The 22,504-nt window shown below is 60.4% G+C and carries 21 protein-coding genes; 12 read left to right on the top strand and 9 right to left on the bottom strand.

The window, feature by feature from the left end:
- Positions 1-182 precede the first annotated feature (182 nt).
- Complete coding sequence (gene fabG / locus ABGT65_RS12390; RefSeq protein WP_346702580.1) at positions 183-929, bottom strand: 3-oxoacyl-[acyl-carrier-protein] reductase; 747 nt, start codon at positions 927-929, stop codon at positions 183-185.
- A 133-nt stretch (positions 930-1,062) separates the two neighbouring features.
- Between fabG and ABGT65_RS12395 the strand changes: the two genes are divergently transcribed.
- From ABGT65_RS12395 to ABGT65_RS12405, 3 genes are read left to right on the top strand one after another with little or no spacing between them, the layout of a single operon-like run.
- Positions 1,063-1,707, top strand: a complete 645-nt coding sequence (locus tag ABGT65_RS12395) for a hypothetical protein (RefSeq protein WP_346702581.1) — start codon at positions 1,063-1,065, stop codon at positions 1,705-1,707.
- 12 nt (positions 1,708-1,719) lie between these two features.
- Positions 1,720-3,000, top strand: coding sequence for a serine hydroxymethyltransferase (gene glyA / locus ABGT65_RS12400; protein ID WP_346702582.1), 1,281 nt, complete (start codon positions 1,720-1,722; stop codon positions 2,998-3,000).
- A 16-nt stretch (positions 3,001-3,016) separates the two neighbouring features.
- Positions 3,017-3,694 carry a DUF2461 domain-containing protein gene (locus ABGT65_RS12405; RefSeq protein ID WP_346702584.1) on the top strand — a complete coding sequence of 226 codons (678 nt, stop codon included), beginning with the start codon at positions 3,017-3,019 and terminating at the stop codon, positions 3,692-3,694.
- A 180-nt stretch (positions 3,695-3,874) separates the two neighbouring features.
- Here the strand turns inward: ABGT65_RS12405 and glmS are convergent, their stop codons facing one another.
- From glmS to glmM, 6 genes are all read right to left on the bottom strand, one after another.
- The gene (gene glmS, locus ABGT65_RS12410) at positions 3,875-5,719 is read right to left on the bottom strand and encodes a glutamine--fructose-6-phosphate transaminase (isomerizing) (RefSeq protein ID WP_346702586.1); all 1,845 of its coding nucleotides are present in this window, start codon (positions 5,717-5,719) and stop codon (positions 3,875-3,877) included.
- Positions 5,720-5,847: 128 nt separating this feature from the next.
- Positions 5,848-6,642: an inositol monophosphatase family protein gene (locus ABGT65_RS12415; RefSeq protein WP_346702587.1), complete on the bottom strand. Its 795-nt coding sequence runs from the start codon at positions 6,640-6,642 to the stop codon at positions 5,848-5,850.
- Positions 6,630-6,923, bottom strand: a complete 294-nt coding sequence (locus ABGT65_RS12420; RefSeq protein ID WP_346702589.1) for a hypothetical protein — start codon at positions 6,921-6,923, stop codon at positions 6,630-6,632. The genes ABGT65_RS12415 and ABGT65_RS12420 overlap by 13 nt, the downstream gene beginning before the upstream one ends.
- Positions 6,924-6,932: 9 nt before the next feature.
- Positions 6,933-8,303 carry a dipeptidase gene (locus ABGT65_RS12425; RefSeq protein WP_346702590.1) on the bottom strand — a complete coding sequence of 457 codons (1,371 nt, stop codon included), beginning with the start codon at positions 8,301-8,303 and terminating at the stop codon, positions 6,933-6,935.
- Between the two features lie 6 nt (positions 8,304-8,309).
- A complete protein-coding gene (locus ABGT65_RS12430) occupies positions 8,310-8,813 on the bottom strand; it encodes a copper resistance protein NlpE (protein WP_346702592.1) in 504 nt (167 codons plus the stop codon).
- Between the two features lie 5 nt (positions 8,814-8,818).
- Positions 8,819-10,210 carry a phosphoglucosamine mutase gene (gene glmM, locus ABGT65_RS12435; protein ID WP_346702594.1) on the bottom strand — a complete coding sequence of 464 codons (1,392 nt, stop codon included), beginning with the start codon at positions 10,208-10,210 and terminating at the stop codon, positions 8,819-8,821.
- Positions 10,211-10,325: 115 nt separating this feature from the next.
- On the opposite strand from glmM, the gene ABGT65_RS12440 reads away from it, so the two are divergent.
- From ABGT65_RS12440 to ABGT65_RS12480, 9 genes are all read left to right on the top strand, one after another.
- The gene (locus ABGT65_RS12440; RefSeq protein ID WP_346702596.1) at positions 10,326-11,204 is read left to right on the top strand and encodes a nucleoside phosphorylase; all 879 of its coding nucleotides are present in this window, start codon (positions 10,326-10,328) and stop codon (positions 11,202-11,204) included.
- Positions 11,205-11,291: 87 nt separating this feature from the next.
- On the top strand, positions 11,292-11,462 hold the full coding sequence (locus ABGT65_RS12445; protein WP_346702597.1) for a hypothetical protein: 171 nt from the start codon (positions 11,292-11,294) through the stop codon (positions 11,460-11,462).
- 15 nt (positions 11,463-11,477) lie between these two features.
- Positions 11,478-12,602 (top strand): DNA polymerase III subunit beta, encoded by a 1,125-nt coding sequence (gene dnaN, locus ABGT65_RS12450; RefSeq protein WP_346702598.1) that lies wholly within the window; start codon positions 11,478-11,480, stop codon positions 12,600-12,602.
- A 13-nt stretch (positions 12,603-12,615) separates the two neighbouring features.
- The gene (locus ABGT65_RS12455; RefSeq protein WP_346702600.1) at positions 12,616-13,389 is read left to right on the top strand and encodes a 3'-5' exonuclease; all 774 of its coding nucleotides are present in this window, start codon (positions 12,616-12,618) and stop codon (positions 13,387-13,389) included.
- Positions 13,390-13,392: 3 nt separating this feature from the next.
- Positions 13,393-15,204, top strand: a complete 1,812-nt coding sequence (locus ABGT65_RS12460) for a LysM peptidoglycan-binding domain-containing protein (RefSeq protein ID WP_346702602.1) — start codon at positions 13,393-13,395, stop codon at positions 15,202-15,204.
- A gap of 2 nt (positions 15,205-15,206) precedes the next feature.
- Positions 15,207-15,857, top strand: a complete 651-nt coding sequence (locus tag ABGT65_RS12465; RefSeq protein ID WP_346702604.1) for a redox-sensing transcriptional repressor Rex — start codon at positions 15,207-15,209, stop codon at positions 15,855-15,857.
- A 37-nt stretch (positions 15,858-15,894) separates the two neighbouring features.
- Positions 15,895-16,557, top strand: coding sequence for an FAD synthase (locus ABGT65_RS12470; protein WP_346702605.1), 663 nt, complete (start codon positions 15,895-15,897; stop codon positions 16,555-16,557).
- 121 nt (positions 16,558-16,678) lie between these two features.
- Positions 16,679-17,104 (top strand): thioesterase family protein, encoded by a 426-nt coding sequence (locus ABGT65_RS12475; protein WP_346702606.1) that lies wholly within the window; start codon positions 16,679-16,681, stop codon positions 17,102-17,104.
- 137 nt (positions 17,105-17,241) lie between these two features.
- On the top strand, positions 17,242-17,889 hold the full coding sequence (locus ABGT65_RS12480) for a CatB-related O-acetyltransferase (protein ID WP_346702607.1): 648 nt from the start codon (positions 17,242-17,244) through the stop codon (positions 17,887-17,889).
- 181 nt (positions 17,890-18,070) lie between these two features.
- On the opposite strand, the gene ABGT65_RS12485 is transcribed toward ABGT65_RS12480, so the two are convergent.
- Positions 18,071-19,966 carry a thioredoxin family protein gene (locus ABGT65_RS12485; RefSeq protein WP_346702608.1) on the bottom strand — a complete coding sequence of 632 codons (1,896 nt, stop codon included), beginning with the start codon at positions 19,964-19,966 and terminating at the stop codon, positions 18,071-18,073.
- Positions 19,967-20,278: 312 nt separating this feature from the next.
- Positions 20,279-22,339, bottom strand: a complete 2,061-nt coding sequence (htpG, locus tag ABGT65_RS12490) for a molecular chaperone HtpG (RefSeq protein ID WP_346702610.1) — start codon at positions 22,337-22,339, stop codon at positions 20,279-20,281.
- Positions 22,340-22,504: the final 165 nt, after the last annotated feature.

Raw genomic sequence — 22,504 nt, forward strand, 5'->3', positions numbered from 1 at the left:
CGCGGCAAACGAAAAGCGCGTTACTGTGCCGAACCGCATCCTATATTCTGCAAATATACAAAAAAACGCGCCCTCCCTCAGTTTTGGGCAGAAAAAAGAGGAGCGTCTCCGCAAAGAGGGGTAGGGAGACGCTCCGGCAAGTTTTTGGAGTCCGGATGGTTCCGGACTGCGGACGGGCTGTTTTAGCAGTTCATGGCTCCGCAGCAATGGATCACCTGACCGCTGACATACGACGAGAGGTCCGACGCGAGGAACAGGGCGACTTTGGCCACCTCTTCGGGCGTGCCGCCGCGGCGCAGGGGGATCTGCTTGTACCACTCCTCCTTGACCGAATCGGGGAGTTTGTCGGTCATATCGGTCATGATGAACCCCGGGGCGATGCAGTTGGCGCGGATTCCGCGCGATCCCATCTCCTTGGCGATGGACTTGGCCAGGCCGATCATACCGGCCTTCGAGGCGGAGTAGTTGCACTGACCGGCGTTTCCGCTGACACCGACCACCGACGACATGTTGATGATCGAACCGGCTTTCTGACGGGCCATCACGGGCGTCACGGCGTGGATGAAGTTGAAAGCGGACTTGAGGTTTACGGTCAGGACGGCGTCCCACTGCGCCTCGGACATGCGCATCATCAGGCCGTCCTTGGTGATTCCGGCGTTGTTGACGAGGATGTCGATGCGACCGAAATCCTTCATGATCTGGTCGATGACCTGATGGGTCTCTTCGAAGTCTGCGGCATTGGAGGCGTAGCCTTTTGCCTTGACGCCGAGCGCGGCGATTTCGGCTTCGGTAGCCTTTCCGTTCTCATCGATAACCAGGTCGGTGAATGCGACATCGGCACCTTCGGCGGCGAATTTCAGAGCGATGGCCTTTCCGATACCGCGGGCGGCACCGGTCACAATGGCCACTTTTCCTTCGAGCAGTTTCATAATCTGACTATTTTTAAGGTATTATCATCCAATTTTCCGGCACAAAGATAGGAAAAATATCTTAAAAGCCCGCTTGCGGAAAGAAATTCGGCAAATTTGCTTATCTTTACGGGCTGTAAAGCATGTCGACGCCATGAAAAGCCTGTTTTCCGTATTTCTGCTTCTTCTTGCCGGATCCGCAGCGGCCTCCGAGCCGTGGATCTGCACCGACGCGGGAACGCGCCTGGTCTATGAGGAGTCGATCGGCGGAGAGCGGACCGCGACGCTGGACAAACTCGTGTCGGTAGAGAGCGACGGTGAAATCCGCCTCTCCTATACGCGGCAAGGCCAGCCGGTCGTCGAACGCTGGAGGGTCTATCCCGATTCGACGGTCCTGCTCATCGAGGCTCCGGAACAGATGTACGAACTGCTCCGCACCATGCAGGTGGATGAGGTCGAGATCACGGTTCGAAACCAGGTCCTGCCTGCGGAGATGAACCCCGGCGAGGAATTCCCGGGCTTCGGATTTACGCTTTCGGGGCGGAAGGAGGGCGAGCGGACGTCGATCTCGGTGCTTTCGGACCGCGTGCGGGTGGTCGGCCGGGAGCGAATCAAGACGCCGGCTGGAAAATTCGAGGCCACACGCATCGAGTACCGGACCACCACCACGACCGGAGACACGACGGTGGAGATTCCCATGACCCAATGGGTTGCTCCCGGCATCGGCCTGGTCCGCCAGGAGATTCCCGTTCTGGGAGAGATCACCAGCGTCATCGAACTGCAAAAAATCATTCAATAACCCAGATAAAACATGAAAAGAGATTCCCGGATTTTCGAATTGATTGGCGAGGAGCGCAACCGTCAGATGCACGGCATCGAGCTGATCGCCTCGGAGAACTTCGTCAGCGAAGAGGTGATGGAGGCCATGGGCTCGGTGCTCACGAACAAATATGCGGAGGGCTATCCGGCAGCACGCTATTACGGCGGCTGCGAGGTGGTGGACAAGGTGGAGCGTCTTGCCATCGAACGGATCTGCGAGATCTACGGCGCGGAGTGGGCCAACGTGCAGCCGCACTCGGGTGCGCAGGCCAACATGGCGGTCTTCTTCGCGTGCCTGCAGCCTGGCGATACCTTCATGGGGCTGGACCTTGCACACGGAGGCCACCTTTCGCACGGTTCGCCGGTGAACATGTCGGGCAAATACTTCAAGGCCGTCGGCTACCAGCTGGACGAGGCGACGGGCCGCATCGACTACGACGCCATGGAGCGCAAGGCGCTGGAGTGCCACCCGAAACTGATCGTCGGCGGGGCTTCGGCCTACTCGCGCGAGTGGGACTACAAGCGGATGCGCGAAATCGCCGACAAGGTGGGTGCGCTGCTGATGGTGGACATGGCCCACACGGCGGGTCTGATCGCCGCGGGGCTGCTGGAGAATCCGGTGAAATACGCCCATATCGTCACCTCGACGACGCACAAGACGCTGCGCGGGCCGCGCGGCGGTATCATCCTCATGGGCAAGGACTTCGAGAACCCGTGGGGACTGACGACGCCGAAGGGGGCGGTGAAGATGATGTCGCAGATCCTCAATTCGGCCGTCTTCCCGGGCATCCAGGGAGGCCCGCTGGAGCACGTGATCGCCGCGAAGGCCGTGGCATTCGGCGAGGCGCTGCAGCCCGAATACAGGGAGTACCAGCGTCAGGTCCAGAAGAACGCCGCAGCGATGGCCGCGGCCTTCACGAAGCGGGGCTACAAGATCGTCTCGGGCGGCACGGACAACCACCTGATGCTGGTCGACCTGCGGACGAAGTTTCCCGAACTGACGGGCAAGCTGGCCGAGAAGTGCCTCGTGGCCGCCGACATCACGACGAACAAGAACATGGTTCCGTTCGACACGCGCTCGCCGTTCCAGACGTCGGGACTGCGCTTCGGAACGCCGGCCATCACGACGCGCGGACTGAAGGAGGAACAGATGGACTACATCGTCGGGCTGATCGACCGGGTTCTGAACGATCCGGAGAACGAGGCGAACATCGCCGCCGTGCGCAAGGACGTGAATGCGCTGATGGCAAACTACCCGCTCTTTGCCTGGTAACCGGAAGGGAGAAGCCATGGAAGAGGTCCTGGATTTTCTGCGACGGTTGTCCGAGAACAACGACCGGGAGTGGTTCGACGCCCACCGGTCGGAGTGGGTGCATGTCAAGGGGCTGTGGGCGGACTTCACGGCGGAGCTGATCGAGGGGATCGCGTCGTTCGACCCCACGGTCCGGGGGCTCCGGCCGCAGGACTGCACCTACCGCATTGCCCGCGATACGCGTTTTTCGGCGGACAAGCGTCCTTATAAGAGCTGGCTCGGGACATTCGTGGCTCCGCGCGGCAAGAAGTCGGGCTATGCGGGCTACTACTTTCACGTCGAACCGGCGGGCGACGGACTTCTGGGCAATCACCTGCTGGCCGCGGGGGCGGTCTGCATCGAACCCCAGGTGCTTCGTTCAATCCGCGAGGAGGTGCTGGACCACGGCGCCGAGATGCTGCAGTCGATCGATGCGGCCCGGGGCTTCCGGCTCGACACGACGAACCGCCTGAAACGGGTTCCGACGGGGTTTCCGGCCGATTCGGAGTATGCCGAACTGCTCAAGCAGAAGGATTACTGCCTGGAGAAGCCGGTCCCGGAGGAGTTCGTGCTGGCCGACGGCCTTCCGGAGCGTCTTGTGGAGGAGTTCCGGCGGACGAAACCCTTCCTCGATCAGCTGAACCGGGCGGTCCAGTACGCCTACGAGGAGATGTAATCCTCCGATTGCATAAAAAAGTAGAGAGGTCGATCCCGTGATGGGACCGGCCTCTCTCTTTTGCCTTTGCTGCGGCCGGCTGCGGGGAGGGGGGGGTGAAGCAGCCGCACGCCTTTCGTCTTCAGCCGAACCCCGGATCTTCTGAATCCCGGCCCCCACCGGAGGCCGGAGCCAGCCCGGCTATTCGACCGTCACCGACTTGGCAAGGTTCCGGGGCTGGTCGACGTTGCGGCCCTTGTAGACGGCGATGTAGTAGGCCAGCAGCTGCAGAGGTACCGAGACGACAACCGGCATGAGACACTCGGTGATGACCGGGACCTCGATCACGTAGTCGGCCGAACGGCGCACCTGCTTGTCGTTGCGGGCGCAGACGGCGATGATCTTGCCGCCGCGGGCCTTGATCTCCTCAATGTTCGAGGCGGTTTTTTCGTAGGTATGGTCGGGGGTGGCGATGGCCACGGTGGGCATTTCGGCATCGATCAGCGCAATGGGCCCGTGCTTCATCTCGGCAGCGGGGTAGCCTTCGGCATGGATGTAGGAGATCTCCTTGAGCTTCAGAGCCCCTTCGAGGGCCGTAGGGTAGTTGTAGCCGCGCCCGAGGTAGATGAAGTTGTGGGCGTAGGTGAAGATCTTCGAGAGGTCGGCGATCTGCGGGGCGACCTTCAGCACCTCTTCGAGCGTCTCGGGCAGACGGAGCAGCGCCGCGGCCACTTCGTGATAATAGGCATCGGAGACGGTTCCCTTCTCGCGTCCGATGGCCAGGGCGAGCATCGCCATGACGGTCACCTGCCCGGTGAAGGCCTTCGTCGAGGCGACACCGATTTCGGGTCCGACATGGATGTAGGCTCCGGAGTCGGTAGCGCGGGCGATGGAGGAGCCTACGACGTTGCAGATTCCGAAGACGAAGGCTCCGGCCTTGCGGGCGAGTTCGACGGCCGCCAGCGTATCGGCGGTTTCGCCCGACTGCGACACGGCGATGACGATGTCATCCTCGCAGATGATGGGGTCACGGTATCGGAACTCCGAGGCGTACTCCACCTCGACCGGGATGCGGCAGATCGACTCGATCAGGTGCTCGCCGATGAGCGAGGCGTGCCACGAGGTTCCGCAGGCCACGAAGATGATCCTCCGGGCCCGCAGGAAGCGGTCGCGGTGGTCGATCACGCCGGAGAGTTTCACCTCGCAGGTCTCGGGGTTGATCCTCCCGCGGATACAGTCGACGAGGGTCCGGGGCTGTTCGTAGATCTCCTTGAGCATGAAGTGGGGGTACCCGCCCTTTTCGAGCTGTGAGATCGAGAGTTCGAGTTTCTTGATGTCGATCCGGGCGTCGTGGTTGTCGAGCGTCAGGAGTTTGAGCGGGGCGTTGCGGTTGATGACGGCGATCTCCCCGTCGTTTACGTAGACGAACTCCTGCGTATATTCGATGATCGAGGCGGCGTCCGACGAGAGGAAATACTCCCCGTTGCCGATCCCGACCACCATCGGGCTGCTCTGCCGGGCGGCGATGATCTCGTCGGGGTTGCCTTTTTCGATCACGGCGATGGCATAGGCCCCGACCACCTGGCGGAGCGCCTGGCGCACGGCTTCGAGCAGCGAACAGCCGTTCGTCGTGCGGATGTACTCGATGAGGTTGACCAGCACTTCGGAATCGGTGCTGCTGCGGAAGGTGTATCCGTTTTCGACGAGCGCCTCCTTCAGCACGCGGTAGTTTTCGATAATCCCGTTGTGGATCAGCGCAATGCGCTCCGATTCGGAGTAGTGGGGGTGGGCGTTGGCGTCATTCGGCACGCCGTGCGTGGCCCAGCGGGTGTGGGCGATTCCGATGGACCCCGAGAGGTCCTTGCCCTGGAGGAAGTGCTCCAGATCGGAGACCTTTCCCTTGCATTTGAAGACGTTGAGCGCACCCTTGTCATTGACCAGCGCGACTCCGGCACTGTCATAACCCCGGTATTCGAGGCGGTGCAGCCCCTTGATCAGAATCGGACACGCCTCGCGCCGTCCGACATAACCGACGATTCCGCACATGAGTTATCGAGATTTTAGCGGAGCCAAGATAAGAAAATTTTTTAATAACACCACACGGCAAGGGGCGGGAATTTGCTCCCGCCCCTGAAATCGGCCCGTCATGAGCTTCCCGAAGCCCCTTCCGGCAGTTACCGGACGTAACGGCGCATTTCGGCGACCAGTTCGGGCGTTCCGGCGAGGATCGAGATCCCGCGGTCGGGGCGCAGCCGCTCGACGACGCCTCCGGCCTCCGTGACGATCAACTCGCCGGCACGGATGTCCCAGACGTGCAGGGCCAGTTCCCAGAATCCGTCGATCCACCCGGCCGCCACGGCACAAAGATCGTAAGCCGCCGACCCCATGCGCCGCAAACCCCGGATGCGGGGCAGCATCCGGGCGACGTTGTCGCAGTTGTTGTCCGGATTCACATCCTTGTCGTAGGGGAATCCCGTGGCGAGGACCGCCGCTGCCAGCGACTCCTTCCGCGGGACGCGGATCTGCCGGGGCTCCCGCCCGCGACCGGCGAGCCAGGCCCCTCCGCCCTTCACGGCCGTGTACAACTCGTCCAAATAGGGGGCGTACACCACCCCGACGATGGTTTCGCCGTCCAGCTGCAAGGCGATCGAGACGGTGAAGACGGGCAATCCCTGGCTGTAGTTGGTCGTTCCGTCCAGCGGGTCAACCACCCAGAGCCAGCGGCTTCCGGCCGCACCGCGTTCGCCGCCCTCCTCGCCCAGCAGGGCGTGCTCCGGAAAACGCTCCGCAATGCGCCGGGCAATCAGCGCCTCACACTCCTTGTCGACGCGCGTCACCACATCGTAGAGGTTCGATTTGGTCTCGATGCCGAGATCCCCGCTGCGGAACGCGGCGAGTTGAATGGCCCCGGCCTCGCGGGCTGTGGCGACGGCAAAATCCAGGAATTCTTCATATCTTAATTTCGCCATTTTATTTCTTCATTAATTCCAAGACAAATGTTATGTTTATCAAATATTAGGCGAATCATGTAACCACGATGATGCCAAAGATGTGACGATTGTCCATTCTCTAAGGTCTCTGAGGCTGAAGGAGGTCCAACTTCCTTGATAATTTCATCGTAGGTTTTTCCTTGTAGAGTGCCTAAATTTATAAACTTTTTATTTAAATCATGACCTGGCGGAATATAGATGGCTTTATAAATAAAATAAATTAAAACAACTATTACAATAATATATAATATATATTCCATTTTATTTTTTTACCCTCTATCATTTGCGAAATACTTGTAGAAGAGCGGAATGGTCTCCACGCCGCGTTCGAACTGTCCGAGTCCGAAACTCTCGTTCGGGGAGTGGATGGCATCCTCGGCCAGCCCGAAGCCGATCAACAGGGACTTGATGCCCAGAATCGACTCGAAGCCGCTGATGATCGGGATCGACCCGCCGGAGTAGAAGGGCAGGGGCTTCTTGCCGAAGGTCTCCACGATGGCCTTCTCGGCGGCCTTGTAGGCGGGCATGTCGGTCGGTGCGACGTAGGGCATACCTCCGTGCAGCGACTTCACAACGACCTTGACGCTCTTGGGCGCGATCCGCCGGAAATGGCGTTCGAAGAGCTTCGAGATCTTGCGGTAGTCCTGATTCGGGACCAGCCGCATCGAGATCTTGGCCGAGGCCTTCGACGGGATAACGGTCTTGGTTCCCTCCCCGGTGTACCCGCCCCAGATGCCGTTGACATCGAGCGACGGACGCACGCCGGTGCGTTCGAGGGTGGTGTAGCCCGCCTCGCCCTCGACATCGCCGATCTCCAGCGCCTTTTTATAATCGGCCATGTTGAACGGGGCTTTGTTGAAGGCCTTGCGCTCGGCGGGCGTCAGCTCGCGCACGTCGTCGTAGAAGCCGGGGATCGTCACGCGGCCGTTCTCGTCGATCAGACTGGCCACGAGCCGCGTCAGGACGTTGGCCGGATTGGCCACGGCCCCGCCGAACAACCCCGAATGGAGGTCCTTGTTGGGCCCCGTTACCTCGACCTCCATGTAGGCCAGACCGCGCAGCCCGCAGGTGATCGACGGCGTCTGCATCGAGAGCATCGAGGTGTCCGAGACGAGGATGATGTCGGCCTTCAGGAGTTTCTTGTGCTCGCGGCAGAAGCCGTAGAGACTGGCCGAACCGATCTCCTCCTCGCCCTCGAGCATGAATTTCACGTTGCAGGGCAGCGAATCCGTGGCGCACATCGCCTCGAAAGCCTTGGCGTGCATCCACAACTGCCCCTTGTCGTCGTCGGCACCGCGGCACCAGATGCGGCCGTCGCGGATGACGGGCTCGAAGGGGTCGGTGCGCCACTCCCCGCGGGGATCGACCGGCATGACGTCGTAATGGCCGTAGACCAACACGGTCTTGGCTTTCGGACTGACGATCTTCTCGGCATAGACCACCGGATTCCCGGCCGTAGGCATCACCTCGGCCCGGTCGGCACCGGCCTTGACGAGCGCCGCGGCAAGGAACTCGGCACAACGCTGCATGTCGGGTTTGTGCTCCGACTGGGCACTGATCGACGGGATGCGCAGCAGGTCGAACAACTCATTGACAAAGCGCTCCTTATTGGCGCTTATATAATCTTTTACTTTATCCATTTTTCCCTATTTTTTCCGCAATACGTAATGTTCGGCCAACTCGCCCGCAATCGGCTGCCGGTCGGCATCGAGGTGGCGCAGACGGTTCTCCTCGACTTTGTAGTACCCAATCTGTCCGCCGTCGGAGGGCGTCAGTGTCAACAAATTGCCTTCGACCTTGAAAGTCCCCTTTTCATCAAACGCCGAGTCGCGTTCGAGGTACTCCATGTGGAGAGCATAGCTGCCGTCGGCTGCCAGTACGATGGTTGTTCGGATGCCCGGGCAATCAGCTCCGGGGAGGGTCCCTTCATAGGTTCCCAGATAGTCGAGCGACGTTTCGGCGGTGTGGCTGTCGGGGATTTCCCCGACCGTTTTTCCCGTTCCAGCCGTCCCAGCCGTCCCGGACGCCCCGACCGTTTCGGATTTTGCCGCCCCGGCCCCCACTTCCGTCGCGGAGGCCTGTCTGCGGCTGTTCCCACCGCAGGAGACCAGAACTCCCGCGGCGGAAAGGATCAACAGGTATTTTCTCATCGTGCTCAGAGGTTGCAGATCGCCTTGATTTCGGAGATGAAGCGCTGTGCCAGGGCATCGGCCTCCTCCATCGACTTGGCCTCGGTGTAGACGCGGATGATCGGCTCGGTGTTCGACTTGCGGAGGTGTACCCAGTTCTCCGGGAAATCGATCTTCACACCGTCTATATCGTTCACGTTTTCACCGCCATAACGGGCCTTCACCTCACGCAGCACTTTATCCACGTCGATGGCCGGCGTCAACTCGATCTTGTTCTTCGAGGCGTAGTACGCGGGGTAGGTGGCGCGCAGCTGGGTCATGGTCATGCCCTTCTTGGCCAGCCAGGTCAGGAAGAGCGCCGTGCCGACCAGGGCGTCGCGGCCGTAGTGAAGCTCGGGATAGATCACTCCGCCGTTTCCTTCGCCGCCGATCACGGCTCCGACCTCCTTCATCTTGGTGGTGACGTTCACCTCACCCACGGCCGAAGCGTAGTATTTGCCGCCGTGACGCTCCGTGACGTCACGCAGGGCGCGCGACGAGGAGAGGTTCGAGACGGTCACGCCGCCGGGATTCTGCGAAAGGATATAGTCGGCCACGGCCACGAGCGTGTACTCCTCGACGAACATCGAGCCGTCCTCCGAGACGAAGGCCAGCCGGTCCACGTCGGGATCGACCACAACGCCCAGGTCGGCCTTTTCGCGGACGATCACCTCGGAAATCTCCGTCAGGTGCTGCGGCAGCGGCTCGGGGTTGTGGGCGAACTCTCCGGTGGGTTCGCAGTTGAGCTCGATGACCTCGCAGCCCAGTTCGCGCAGGAGCTTCGGCATGACGATGCCGCCCACGGAGTTCACGGCGTCGATAACCACCTTGAAATGGCGTTTGCGCACGGCCTCGACATCCACGAGGGGCAGAGCCAGCACCTGGCGGATGTGTTCGTCGTTGAAATCTTCGCGGGCAATGACGTGTCCGATTTGGTCGATCGGGGGGAACTCGAAGGTTTCGTCTTCGGCCAGCGTCAGCACCTCCTGCCCTTCGGCCGCGGAGAAGAACTCCCCGTGTGCATTCAGGAGTTTGAGGGCGTTCCACTGGCGGGGGTTGTGCGAGGCGGTGAGGATGATTCCGCCGTCGGCCTTGCGGGTGATGACGGCCATCTCGGTGCCGGGCGTGGTGCAGAGCCCGACGTTGATGACGTCGACGCCGCAGGCCAGGAGCGTACCTTCCACCAGGTCCATGACCAGTTCGCCCGAGAGTCGGGCGTCGCGTCCGATGACGATGGTCAGGTGTTTCCCGGGATTGTTGCGTGCGATCACGCGGGTATAGGCGGTTGTGAACTTCACGATGTCGAGCGGCGTAAGGTTCTCGCCGACGAGTCCTCCGATGGTGCCGCGGATGCCCGAAATGGATTTGATAAGCGTCATGTTACGTTAGGTTTTATGGGTATTTCACGTAAATAAAATTTCGCGGTGAAGTTTTGATATTCGAGGTAAATATATTACTTTTATGCCAATTATGGAAATTTAAAAGCAAAAATTTATGAGGACGATCCCTGCTTCCGAATTGATTATCAACGACGACGGTTCCATTTTTCACCTTCACCTGCGTCCGGAGCAACTGGCCGACACGGTGATTCTGGTCGGCGACCCCGGGCGCGTGGCCCTCGTGGCGGAGCATTTCGAAAACAGAGAATGTGAGGTTTCGAACCGCGAATTCCGGACCGTAACGGGCACCTATCGCGGCAAACGCATGACGGTGCTCTCGACGGGCATCGGTATCGGCAACATCGACATCTGCGTCACGGAACTCGACGCCCTGGCCAATGTGGACTTTGCCACGCGGCAGGAGAAGGCCGAAAAACGGCAGTTGACGCTCGTGCGGCTGGGGACCTCGGGGGCCCTGCAGCCCGACATCCGGATCGGGGAGTTCCTCTTTTCGCGCACGTCGTGCGGCTTCGACGGCCTGCTGAGCTATTACAAGGGACGGGACGGGGTCTGCGATCTCGCACTGGAAGAGGCCTTCGTCCGCCATACGGGTTGGTACGAAAAGATGCCGCGCCCCTACTTCGTGAATGCCGACACGACCCTTTTCGAGCACTTCCGCGACACGACCAGGGAGGGAATCACCATTGCAGCCCCGGGCTTCTACGCCCCGCAGGGCCGTTGGGTGCGTCTCGAACCCCACGACGCACACCTGAACGAGAAGATCGAATCGTTCGACTTCGGAGGGCGCCGCATCACGAACTTCGAGATGGAGGGTTCGGCGCTGGCCGGGCTGGCCGCCCTGATGGGCCACCGTGCCGCCACGATCTGCACGATCATCGCCCAGCGTGTCGCCCACGAGGCCAATACCGACTACAAGCCCCACGTGAAGCGGATGATCGTCATGGCGCTCGACAAGCTGGCCGCGCTGAAGTAAACACCGCCCGGGCACAAGGCGATGCGCAGGAGTAAGCCCCTTAAAAAATCCGGATTTCGGAGCGCCCGAATCCGAAGGAGGGGGGGGGTGAGAGAGAAGAGGGAGAGAAGAGGAGGAGAGGAGAGAGGAGAGAGAGGAGAGAGAGGGAGAAGGCAAGAGAAAAAATTGGAATTGAAGATACTTATAAAGAGACCAGGGAGACTGAAGATGCCTGGAGACCTGGGAGATTGGAGATATTTAATTGAAGAAAAGAGATAAAAACAGAAAACGATTATGAAATTTTCCGTATCAAGTTCGGCACTGCTGTCGCTTCTGGCAACGACGGGCAAGGTAATCAGCAATAAGAACACGCTGCCCATCCTGGACTATTTCCTCATGGAGCTGAACGGCAACACGCTGAAAGTTACGACTTCGGACCTCGAAACGACGCTTGTGGGCCAGATCGAGGTGGAGAGCGTCGAGAGCGAGGGGACGATCGCAGCCCCGGCCAAGCTGATGCTCGACTCGCTGAAGGAGTTCCCGGAGCTTCCGCTGACGATCGACGTCAACGACAAGAACTGGGAGATCAAGATCAACTGGAAGAGCGGCTCGCTCTCGATCCCCGGGGCGAGTGCGGTGAGCTACCCGGCCGTTCCGCAGCTGAGCGCCGAGCGGAAGGAGTTGCAGATGGATGTCGACACGCTGGTGAACGGCATCAACAAGACGATCTTCGCCACGGCGGACGACGAGTTGCGCCCGGTGATGAACGGTATCTACATCAACCTGGCGCCGAATACGCTGACCTTCGTCGGTACGGACGCCCACAAGCTGGTGAAGTACGAGTCGGAGAACGAGAACGAGGTCACGGCCTCGTTCATCCTGCCCAAGAAACCGGCCAACCTGCTGAAGTCGGTGCTGCTGAAGGAGGATGACGCCATCGAGATGGCCTTCGATTCGAAGAATGCGATGTTCAAGCTCAAGAGCCATACGCTGGTATGCCGCCTGATCGAGGGCAACTACCCGAACTACAACGCGGTGATCCCGGCGAACAACCCCAACAAGGTGCTCGTGGATCGCATCGAGCTGGTGAACGGCATCAAGCGCGTGGCGGTGTGCTCGAATCCGACGACGAACCTCATCCGCATGGACATTGCCGACAACCGGATCAACCTCACGGCCCAGGACATCGACTTTTCGGTGTCGGCCAACGAGACGATCTCGTGCAGCTACGACGGACAACCCATCTCGATCGGCTTCAAGTCGACGTTCCTGGTCGAGATCCTCTCGAACATCGACACCCCGACGGTGGTGATCGAGCTGGCCGATTCGACGCGGGCCGGGGTCTTCAAACCGGTCTACGACGACAGGCAGACGAGCTCGACGCTGATGCTTCTGATGCCGATGATGATCAACGCATAAGGGCCCGCGCGACATGAAGCTGAACCTCAAACGCCCGATCATCTTCTTCGACCTGGAGACTACGGGCGTGGATACGGCGCGGGACCGGATCGTGGAGATCTCGATGATCAAGGTGATGCCCGACGGCGAGGAGATCACGCGGACGCGGCGGCTCAACCCGGGGATGCACATTCCCGAGGAGGCGACGGCCGTGCACGGCATCACGGACGACGACGTGCGGGACTGCCCGACGTTCGCGCAGGTGGCCAAGTCGCTCGAACAGTTTATCCGGGGGTGTGATTTCGGGGGGTTCAATTCGAACCGCTTCGACCTTCCGGTTCTGGTGGAGGAGTTCCTGCGTGCGGGCGTGGACGTGGACCTGAAGCGCCGCAAGTTCGTGGACGTGCAGAACATCTTCCACAAGAAGGAGCAGCGGACGCTGGTGGCGGCCTACAAGTTCTACTGCGACAAGGAGCTCGACGAGGCGCACTCGGCGGAGGCCGACACGCGGGCGACCTACGAAGTGCTGAAGGCGCAGCTGGACCGTTATGACGACCTGGAGAACGACGTCGACAAGTTGGCGGAGTTTTCGAGCCGGGGCGAAACGGCGGACTATGCGGGTCGGATTCTCTACAACGAGAAGGGTGAGGAGGTCTTCGGCTTCGGGAAGTACAAGGGCCGCTCCGTGTCGGAGATATTCCGCATCGAGCCGAGCTACTATGCGTGGATGATGAACGGCGATTTCCCGCTCTATACGAAGAAGGTGATCACCGAGATCCGGATGCGGGACAAAATGCAGAACAAATAGATGATGAAACGACTCTGTGCCACCCTTCTGATGCTTGCATGGGGGCTTTCGGCCCTTGCGGGCGGGAAGTCCGAGACGATCGTCTACATCAACGGAGCCAAATACTACATCCATACGGTGCGGGCCGGGGAGACGCTCTACGGACTGACGAAGACCTACGGCGTGGGGGAGCAGGTAATCCTGGAAAACAACCCCTCGATCGCCCGGGGGTTGCAGGCCGATGCGAACATCAAGATTCCCTACATGGCGGCGGCTCCGGAGCCGAAATCGGAACGGAAGCTGCGCAAGACGTTCGATTTCCACTACGTGGCGCAGGGCGAGACGCTCTACGCCATCTCGCGGCAGTACGAGATTCCGGTGAAGACGCTGCTGGAGGACAACCCGAACCTCGACCCGCTGCACATGCGCCTCGGGGAGCGGATCCTGATCCGGAAGAAGCTGATCGGCTCGGAGGATGAGGCGGGCACGCAGGAGCAGTGGGAGGAGTACAGGCAGTCGCTGAACAGCGTGGCCGATGCGGGGACGTCGTACCATATCGTCCACCCGGGCGAGACGTTCTACTCGCTGTCGCGGCGTTTCGGAATCACGGAGGAGGAGCTGAGCCGTCTCAACGGGGGGCTGAAGCCCGCGGACCTGAAGGCCGGGGCGATGATCGTCATCCCGGGAACCGGGAGTCCGGTTGCGGTGTCGGCCGACAGCCTGCGCCACGATTCGCTGGCGGGCTTCCGGACGGTGGAGCCGATCGAGTTCCGGGCCCTGCGGCGCAGCGACCCGCTCGATGTGGCGTTGCTTCTGCCGCTCTCCGTGGCCGGGCAGGCCAACGACAACTACCTGGACTTCTACCAGGGATTCCTGCTGGGTCTGGACAGCGTGAAGCAGAAATCGGGGATCTCGGTGAACGTGGAGCTCTTCAATACGGCGCGCGACACGGCCCGCATCCGGGAGATCGTTGCCGATGCGGCATTCCGCAAGGCGGATCTGGTTGTGGGCCCGGTCTACGAGGAGGGACTCGACGCGGTGATCCGCTTTGCCGAGGAGAAACGCATCCCGGTAGTTTCGCCGCTGGCGCACATCGAACGGACGAACAGCGACGTACTGTTCCAGCTGGCGGCGGATCCGGCCCGGAAATACGAGAAGGTGGAGGATCTGGTGGGCGACGGTCGGCGGGTGACGCTGATCTACACGTCGACGACCGACAAGGAGTTCGAACGTGAGGTCCTTGCGCTGCTGGGCAACCGGCCCTTCGAACGTTACAACTACCGTTATGAGCACCCCTCGACGCAGGGCGAGAACAGCCCGAGCGACCTGACGCCGCTGCTGGAGAACGATGCGGAGAACGTCTTCGTGATCCTCTCGGACAATGAGGTGGATGTGGACCGCATCCTGGCGGCACTGGCCTCGGCCGACTCGAGCATTACGTCGCGCGGGCGCACGGCGCCGCGCTTCACGGTGCTGGGCAACGCGCGCTGGAACCGCTACAACAACCTCGACCGGGCGATCTTCTTCAAGGACCGCGTGGTTTTCGTCTCGACGTACCATGCGAAGCGCGATTCGGAGGCTGTGAAGGCCTTCGACAGCGCCTACCTGCGATCGTTCGGGATGCTGCCGACGCTCTTCTCCTACCGGGGTTACGACACGGCGATGATCTTCGCCCCGGCGATGTACGGCGACATCGAGTACGACCTGGAGGACCGCCGTTTCACGCCGCTGCAGACGACCTACCTGTTCAGCCAGCCCGAGGGGCGCGCGAACCATGTCAATTACAACTGGACGCGGGTGAACTACCACAAGGATTTCACGATAACGATCGAATAATCATGGCATCACTGACGAATACGATTCCCGAAAAGACCATCGAGCGGCTGAGCGAGTATCGGCGGACGCTGCTTTCGTGCCACCGTCAGGGGATCACGCATGTTTTCTCCCATGTGCTGGCGGGCATCCACGGCATCACGGCGGTGCAGGTGCGGCGCGACCTGATGCTGATCGGGTTTTCGAGCGACACGAAGAAGGGCTATGACGTGCAGGTGCTGATCGAGTACATCAGCAACATCCTCGACAGCCCGACGCCGATGAACATTGCGGTGCTGGGTATGGGCCACCTGGGTCAGGCCATCACGAAGTATTTCAACGGCAAGGGTCTGAAACTGAAGATCACGGCGTCATTCGACGTCGATCCCGAGAAGGTGGGCAAGACGATCGACGGGATTCCGTGCTACCACATGGACACGTTCGAGGAGCGGGTCGAGGATCTGGACATTTCGATCGTGATCGTCTCGTCGCCGACGAAGGTGGCGCCGACACTGGTGCTTCCGATCATCAATGCGGGCATCAAGGGGGTCCTGAACTTCACCTCCACGCCGCTGAACTTCCCGCAGGGAATCGTCGTGGAGAACTACGACATCACGACGCTTCTGGAGAAGGTTGCCTACTTCGTCAAGGAGAACGACAACAACGCCAATTCATAGGGAGCGCGAAACAGGGGGAAAGGGCGAGCATGAGAGTATGCTACGGTATGTACGCGACAAGCACGCCGAGGAGTGCAATGCGGATCTTCTGCAGAGAGCCATGAGGGTATTCCACGGATTCGAGCATCTTCCGCATTTCGTTCACCCGGCGGTTACGGTCGGGTCCTACGACGGCGTGCACCGGGGCCACCGGGCGTTGATCGAACGGCTGGTGGCGGAGGCCCGGGCGCAGGGCGGGGAGAGCATCGTGCTGACCTTCGAACCGCATCCGCGCATCACGCTGGGGCGAGCCGAGGGGTTGCAGCTGTTGACGACGCTCGAAGAAAAGGTCGCCCTGCTGGCCGGATTGGGGGTCGACAACGTGATCGTCATTCCGTTCGACCGGAGGTTCAGTGCGCTTTCGGGGCTGGAGTTCGTCGAAGAGTACCTGATCGGGCGGCTGGGAGCCGAGACGCTGGTTGCGGGCTATAACCACCGCTTCGGTCATGACGGCCTGGCGTGCGACGCCCCGGAGCTGGCGGCACGCCTGCGGGTCGTGAAGGTCGGGGCCTGCACGATCGACGGGGTGCGGGTCAGTTCGACGGCGATCCGCCGCTTGCTGGAAGCGGGAGAGCGGGCCGCAGCGGAACACCTGGCAGGCCACCCGCTCCCGGAACATGCTCCCATTGCTGCAACTCCCGAAACCGCCGAAAAGAAGTAGACAGGGCTCGAAGGGGGCAAGAACGGACCCACAAGGAGCTGACGCGGGCAAGAGAGGCGGCCGGCGGCCGTGCGGAAAACCAAAGAAAGTCTTGAAAAATCAATGAAAATCCGAATATTCCATGGTAAGCCACGACTGTAAAATCCGGGTCTGGTACAAGCATACCGACCAGATGGCGATCTGCCACCATTCGAACTACATCTGCTACTACGAGGCCGCGCGAAGCGAGCTGCTGCGCGAACTGGGCATGTCGTTTGCCGAGGTCGAACGGCGGGGTATCATGATGCCGATCCTCGAAGTGCAGTCGAAGTACCGCAAACCGGCCTATTTCGACGAACTGCTGACGGTGCGGATCATCCTTCGTGAGATCCCCTCGACCCGCATCAACTTCTTCTATGAAATCTATAACGAGAAGGGGGAACTGATCAATACGGGGATGACGCAACTGGGCTTCATCCACAGCGATACGCGGCGTCCGTGCCGCTGCCCGGAGTGGTTTCTGGATCTGCTGCGGGATCGCTGGACGGAGGAGCAGACAGCCGAGTAAAGATCAAGAAAATGATGTTTTCACGATGAAGCGCTGTATCTGAATCCGATTATCCGTCGTGTCGGGACTGTCCAACGGTTCCGACCGGATGGTTATACCTGATTCTGAACGAATAAACGCTTTAAAAGACTGAAAACATGATGACTAAAATCTATCCGCGGACGGGCGACCGGCAGACAGTTTATCTGAATGCCGTCATCGACGATCCGCAAATCGAAATCGGCGACTACACGATCTATAACGATTTCCGATCCGACCCGCGCCTTTTCGCTACCAACAATATTCTCTACCATTATCCCGTCCATCACGAGCGGCTCATCATCGGGCGTTTCTGTTCGATTGCCTGCGGAGCAAAGTTCCTTTTCAACTGTGCCAACCACACGCTGCGGTCGCTTTCAACCTACACGTTCCCGCTCTTCCATGAGGAATGGCAGGGCGACCGGGCGCGGGTTGCCGAAGCCTGGGACTGCAAGGGCGATATTATCATAGGCAACGACGTGTGGATCGGCTATGAGGCTGTCATATTGGCCGGCGTGCGAATCGGGGACGGAGCCGTCATCGGAACGCGTGCCGTCGTCACCCGCGACGTGGCTCCTTATACGATTGTCGGAGGCGTCCCGGCCCGCCCCATCCGCACCCGCTTCGCTCCCGAGGTGATTGAACTCCTGCTGCGTATCCGCTGGTGGAAGTGGTCGGACGAACGCATCCGCCGTGCTATCCCGGCGATCCAGTCGGGCGACTGGATACAATTGGAACGGCTCGCCTGCCGGGAAGCCGCCAACTGATACGCACCGCATCAGACGGGACACAAAAAAGCGGGACGGAATTTCGATATGGAAATACCGTCCCGCTTTCTGTTGGATACCGTGCCCCGGTCCGTCCGATGACACACGGTCGCACGGCTATTTCTTGATGAGCGGGATCGACCGCTGGATGAAATCCGTAAGGTTCTTGCCCGGCAGCACGCTATTCGAGCATCTCGCGCAGGGTCGCAACCAATGCCGAATGGTCGCGCAGGTCGTTGCGCAGGCGGTACGAGCCGTCACGGTCGACTACGACGTACGACGGGATGCCGTCAATATCGAACTGCTTGCAGAGGTGCTTCCACTGCTCGTCATTGAGCCGGAAGTGCTTGCCACGGATCTCGGGGATCATCGTCCTGTAGGTCACCAGCGGCGAGGTCTCGTTGGCAAGGTAGATCCACACCATCTCCCCGGAGTTCAGCTCGTCCTCCTTGGCCGGTTCGATGGCCTTGAGCGCCATGCGGCACGGCCCGCACCAGGTGTTCCAGAAGTCCACGAGGACGACCTTGCCCCGGTAGGGCGCGATGATGGCGTCGAAGAGCTCCGCAAGCGGCACGTCGGGCGTCGGCTCGATCACGGCCTTGCCCTCGGCCTCGGCAAGCGCCTCGCGCACCTGCCGACGCATCGCCTCGAACGCCTTGGCGTAGAAGGGCTCCTTCAGGGCGCGGAGCTCCGCGAGGTCCTCATCGGTCAGGGTGTTGTTCTCGACCTTCCCGAGGAACTTCCTTGCAACCCGCAGGTCGTTGACAGGACCCTCCGAGAGTCCGGTGACCGCAGGCCAGTCGACCGTCGGGAGGCAGACGGCCTGGACATACTCCATCACATTCGCCCCGACAAGCAGCTTCGGATCGTTGATGTCGAAGAGCTTGCAGACCTCGGCATAGTGGCGCGGTTCGAGGCGGGCAAGGCGCACGGCGAGCGGGCGGCGGTAATCCCACTGGTTGTGGACGTGACGGTAGTTGTGTTCGAGCAGCAGGGAGGCTTCGGTGAAGGCCGCGACGGTCTCCTGCCGCAGGTCGTTCAGCCGCATCCGCTGCACGGCAACCGGAGCGCCGCTGCGCGCGATGCTGTCGGAGAGTGCACGGTACTTGTCGCAGACCATCCGCACGTATTCGTCGGCCGTCATCCGGTAGTCGGCGAACTCGCCCGTCAGGCGGTTGAGCGAGACGAAGGCCGCCGCAGAACTGGAATCGGAAGTATTGGCAGCGGCATTGAGCCCTGCGTAGGAGCCATTCGTATAGCAGCCGGACCGGGCTGCCGGCTCGCCGCGGCGACGGGCCATCAGCTGCGCGCCGCTGCTGCGCAGGTCGACATAGACGTCGATCGTCTCGCCCGGGACCGTCCAGAAGGCCCCGAAGGTATTCCCGAGACCCCCGAAGGCGTAGGCCGTGCCGTACTGGTCGAAGCGGAACGTCGCGGTAGACGTCGCGGGGTCGACCGGCGCGGAGCATGGTTTCTGCTCTCCGAACATCGTATTGACATAGAGGTTGGCCTCACGGCCGAGGCCTTCCCGGTAGCCGATCAAGTGCATGCGCACGGTCGTCTCGCCGATCCCGAAGACCGGGTCGCAGAAGAGCTCTCCGGAGGGCACCTCCGTAAGCACGTCCTGCGGAAGGTCGCGCGGCTTGTCGGCGCGCTTTTTTCCGCTCAGATCGATGCCGTAGAGCTTGAAGCAGTCGTCGCAGTCCGACTCGATGAAGTCGAACGACTGCGTGCGCAGCGGCAGGGGTTCGAAGGTCAGGCGGAACGATGCGCGCCCCGAATCGGGCATCCAGAAGAGCGAATCGGGCGTAATGCCTTCGGCGGCCGTCAGCACGTATTTCCGGCCGCCTGCCTGCAGGTAGGTGTCGTGCACGATGCGGATCCAGTAGCGGGGCGTATACCACGCCTCGACATCGAGCACGGTAGCCGTGTCGCACAGCGAAACCTTCACGACATCGAGCGTCATGGTGTTCGCCGCTTCGATGAAGGGGTCTTCGACGACACGTTCACGCGGCGTGCAGGAGGTGAGCAGCGCGCCGAAAGCCGCCGCAGGCAGCAGGAGCAGAAGTTTTTTCATGGGTATCAGGTTTGAGTATTCGGGTCTCCGGTGTCTGTCTTTCGGAAAGCCATCGGGCCGACAGGATAAAATTAATCATTTATGTTTGTCGGTGTACCTTTTCGGGAAAAAACTGCCGCCCGAGGCCTCGATTTTGTCTGTTGGACGCTCCGCCGGGCAGAGAGTTACACCTTCGGGCGCAAAAAACCGGCACCCGCCCGTTGTGCAGGTGCCGGTTCTCATTTCAAAGCGTCCCAAGGCATTCCGGAGCGTCCGGTTCTTCCGGTTTTTCCTGTCCCGGTCTCACCGGCCCCGGTTTCCCGAGAAAGGCAGCTACTTTTCGATGAGCGAGATCGACCGCTGGATGAAATCCGTAAGGTTCTTGCCCTTCAACATGCCGTTCGTCAGCAGCGCGAGGTCGATGATCTGCTTGACGAGCTTGTTCTCGCTGCCGATCTGGCGCAGGCGCTCGTTGCGCTCGTCGCGCAGCGTGACGACCTTCTTCGAGAGCTCCTCGCGGGTGGATTTCTCCTCGGGTGTGAGGTCGGCCTCCTTCTTGTCCTTGGTGACCTCCTCGAATCGCTTCTCCTCGGCCACCGCGGCGTCGATCTTCTTGGTCATGGTCTTCAACTTGTCGCCGTAGGCCTTCTCGACGTCGGCAAGAATATCGATGACGATGGGGTGGTTGCCGTTCACCGCAATGGTGAAGTTGTCGGGCATCTGGCCGTAGAACTGGCTCATGCCGCCGCCACCCATCTGGGCCATCTCCTTCATGCGTCGCATGAATTCGTTCTGCGTGATGACGACCGGGGCCTCGTCGGGCGACATGGCCTCGAACGAGATGTTGTAGTGAATCTTGTCGTCCTTGGGCATCTGGCTCTCAAAGACCGGTGTCAGCAGCTCCTGCTGGGATTCGGTGAGCGACATCTTGATGCTGTCCTCCTTCTGGATCAGCTTGTCGATCACATCGCTGTCGACGCGCACGAAGCGGGTCTCCTGGTTCTTCGACTCATACCAGTTGATGTAGTGGCTGTCCAACTGCCCGTCCATGACGAGCACGTCATACCCCTTGGCCTTGGCGGCTTCGAGCGAGGTGTACTTCTCCTCGGGGTCGTCGACGTAGAGGAAAACAACGGTCTTGTTCTTGTCGGTCTGATTCTCCTTGACCTTCTCGGTGTACTCCTTCGGGGTGAAGTACTTGCCCTCAATGTTCTTCCAGAGCATGAAATCCGAGGCCTTCTCGGCGAACTTCTCGTCGGTGAGGATGCCGTACTGGATGAAGATCTTCAGGTCGTCCCACTTCGACTCGTAGTCGGGACGCATCGTGTTGAAGAGCTCCTGCAGACGGTCTGCGACCTTGCGGGTGATGTAGCTCGAAATCTTCTTGACGTTGGCGTCGCTCTGCAGGTAGCTGCGCGAGACGTTGAGCGGGATGTCGGGCGAGTCGATCACGCCGTGGAGCAGTGTCAGGTACTCCGGGACGATCCCCTCGACCTGGTCCGTGACGTAAACCTGGTTGCAGTAGAGCTGGATCTTGTTCTTCTGAATCTCGAAGTTGTTGTGGATCTTCGGGAAGTAAAGGATACCGGTCAGGTGGAACGGGTAGTCGATGTTCAGATGGATCGAGAAGAGGGGTTCGTCGCTCAGCGGGTAGAGCTCGCGGTAGAACTCCTTGTACTGCTCCTCGGTGATCTCCGAGGGTTTGCGGGTCCACAGCGGGTCGACGTCGTTGATGATGTTGTCCTTGTCGGTATCGACATACTTGCCGTCCTTCCACTCCTTGACCTTTCCGAAGGCGATGGGCACGGGCAAGAAGCGGCAGTATTTCTTCAGCAGCTCCGAAACCTTCGACTCCTCGGCGTACTCCTTGGTGTCGTCGGCGAGGTGGAGCACGATGGTTGTCCCGCGGTCACGGGCCTCGTCGGTCTCCTCCATTTCGAACTCGGGGGTTCCGCTGCAGCTCCAGTGCACGGTCTTGGCGCCCTCCTGCCACGAACGGGTAAAGATTTCAACCTTGTCGGCGACCATGAAGGCCGAATAGAATCCCAGTCCGAAGTGCCCGATAATAGCCTGGTCCTTGTATTTGGCCATAAACTCCTCGGCACCCGAGAAGGCGATCTGGTTGATGTAGCGGTCCAGCTCCTCGGCGGTCATGCCGATCCCGCGGTCGGTGACCGTAAGGGTTTTGGCCTTGGGGTCCACCGAGACGTGGATCGTCAGGTCACCCAATTCGCCCTTCATTTCGCCCTTGGCCGAGAGGGTTTTCAGCTTCTGGGTAGCATCCACGGCGTTGGAAATCAACTCGCGGAGGAAAATTTCGTGATCCGAATAGAGGAATTTCTTGATGACGGGGAAAATGTTCTCCGTCGTAACTCCGATTTTTCCGTTTTTCATAACAGCTTGTATTGTTTTTTTTGATTTTTCTGCCCCGAAGAACAACAAACGGTGTGCCAGCCCGCGATTCCTGCCAGATTGTCAGTCGCAACTGACAGCACCTGACGCCGGGGCGAAAATCCGGGTCGGGCGGCTTCCCGGCGGCGGGAGGGCTGTCCGGGAATT

Origin of the sequence: uncultured Alistipes sp., assembly GCF_963931675.1 — a bacterium.
Lineage (GTDB): Bacteria > Bacteroidota > Bacteroidia > Bacteroidales > Rikenellaceae > Alistipes.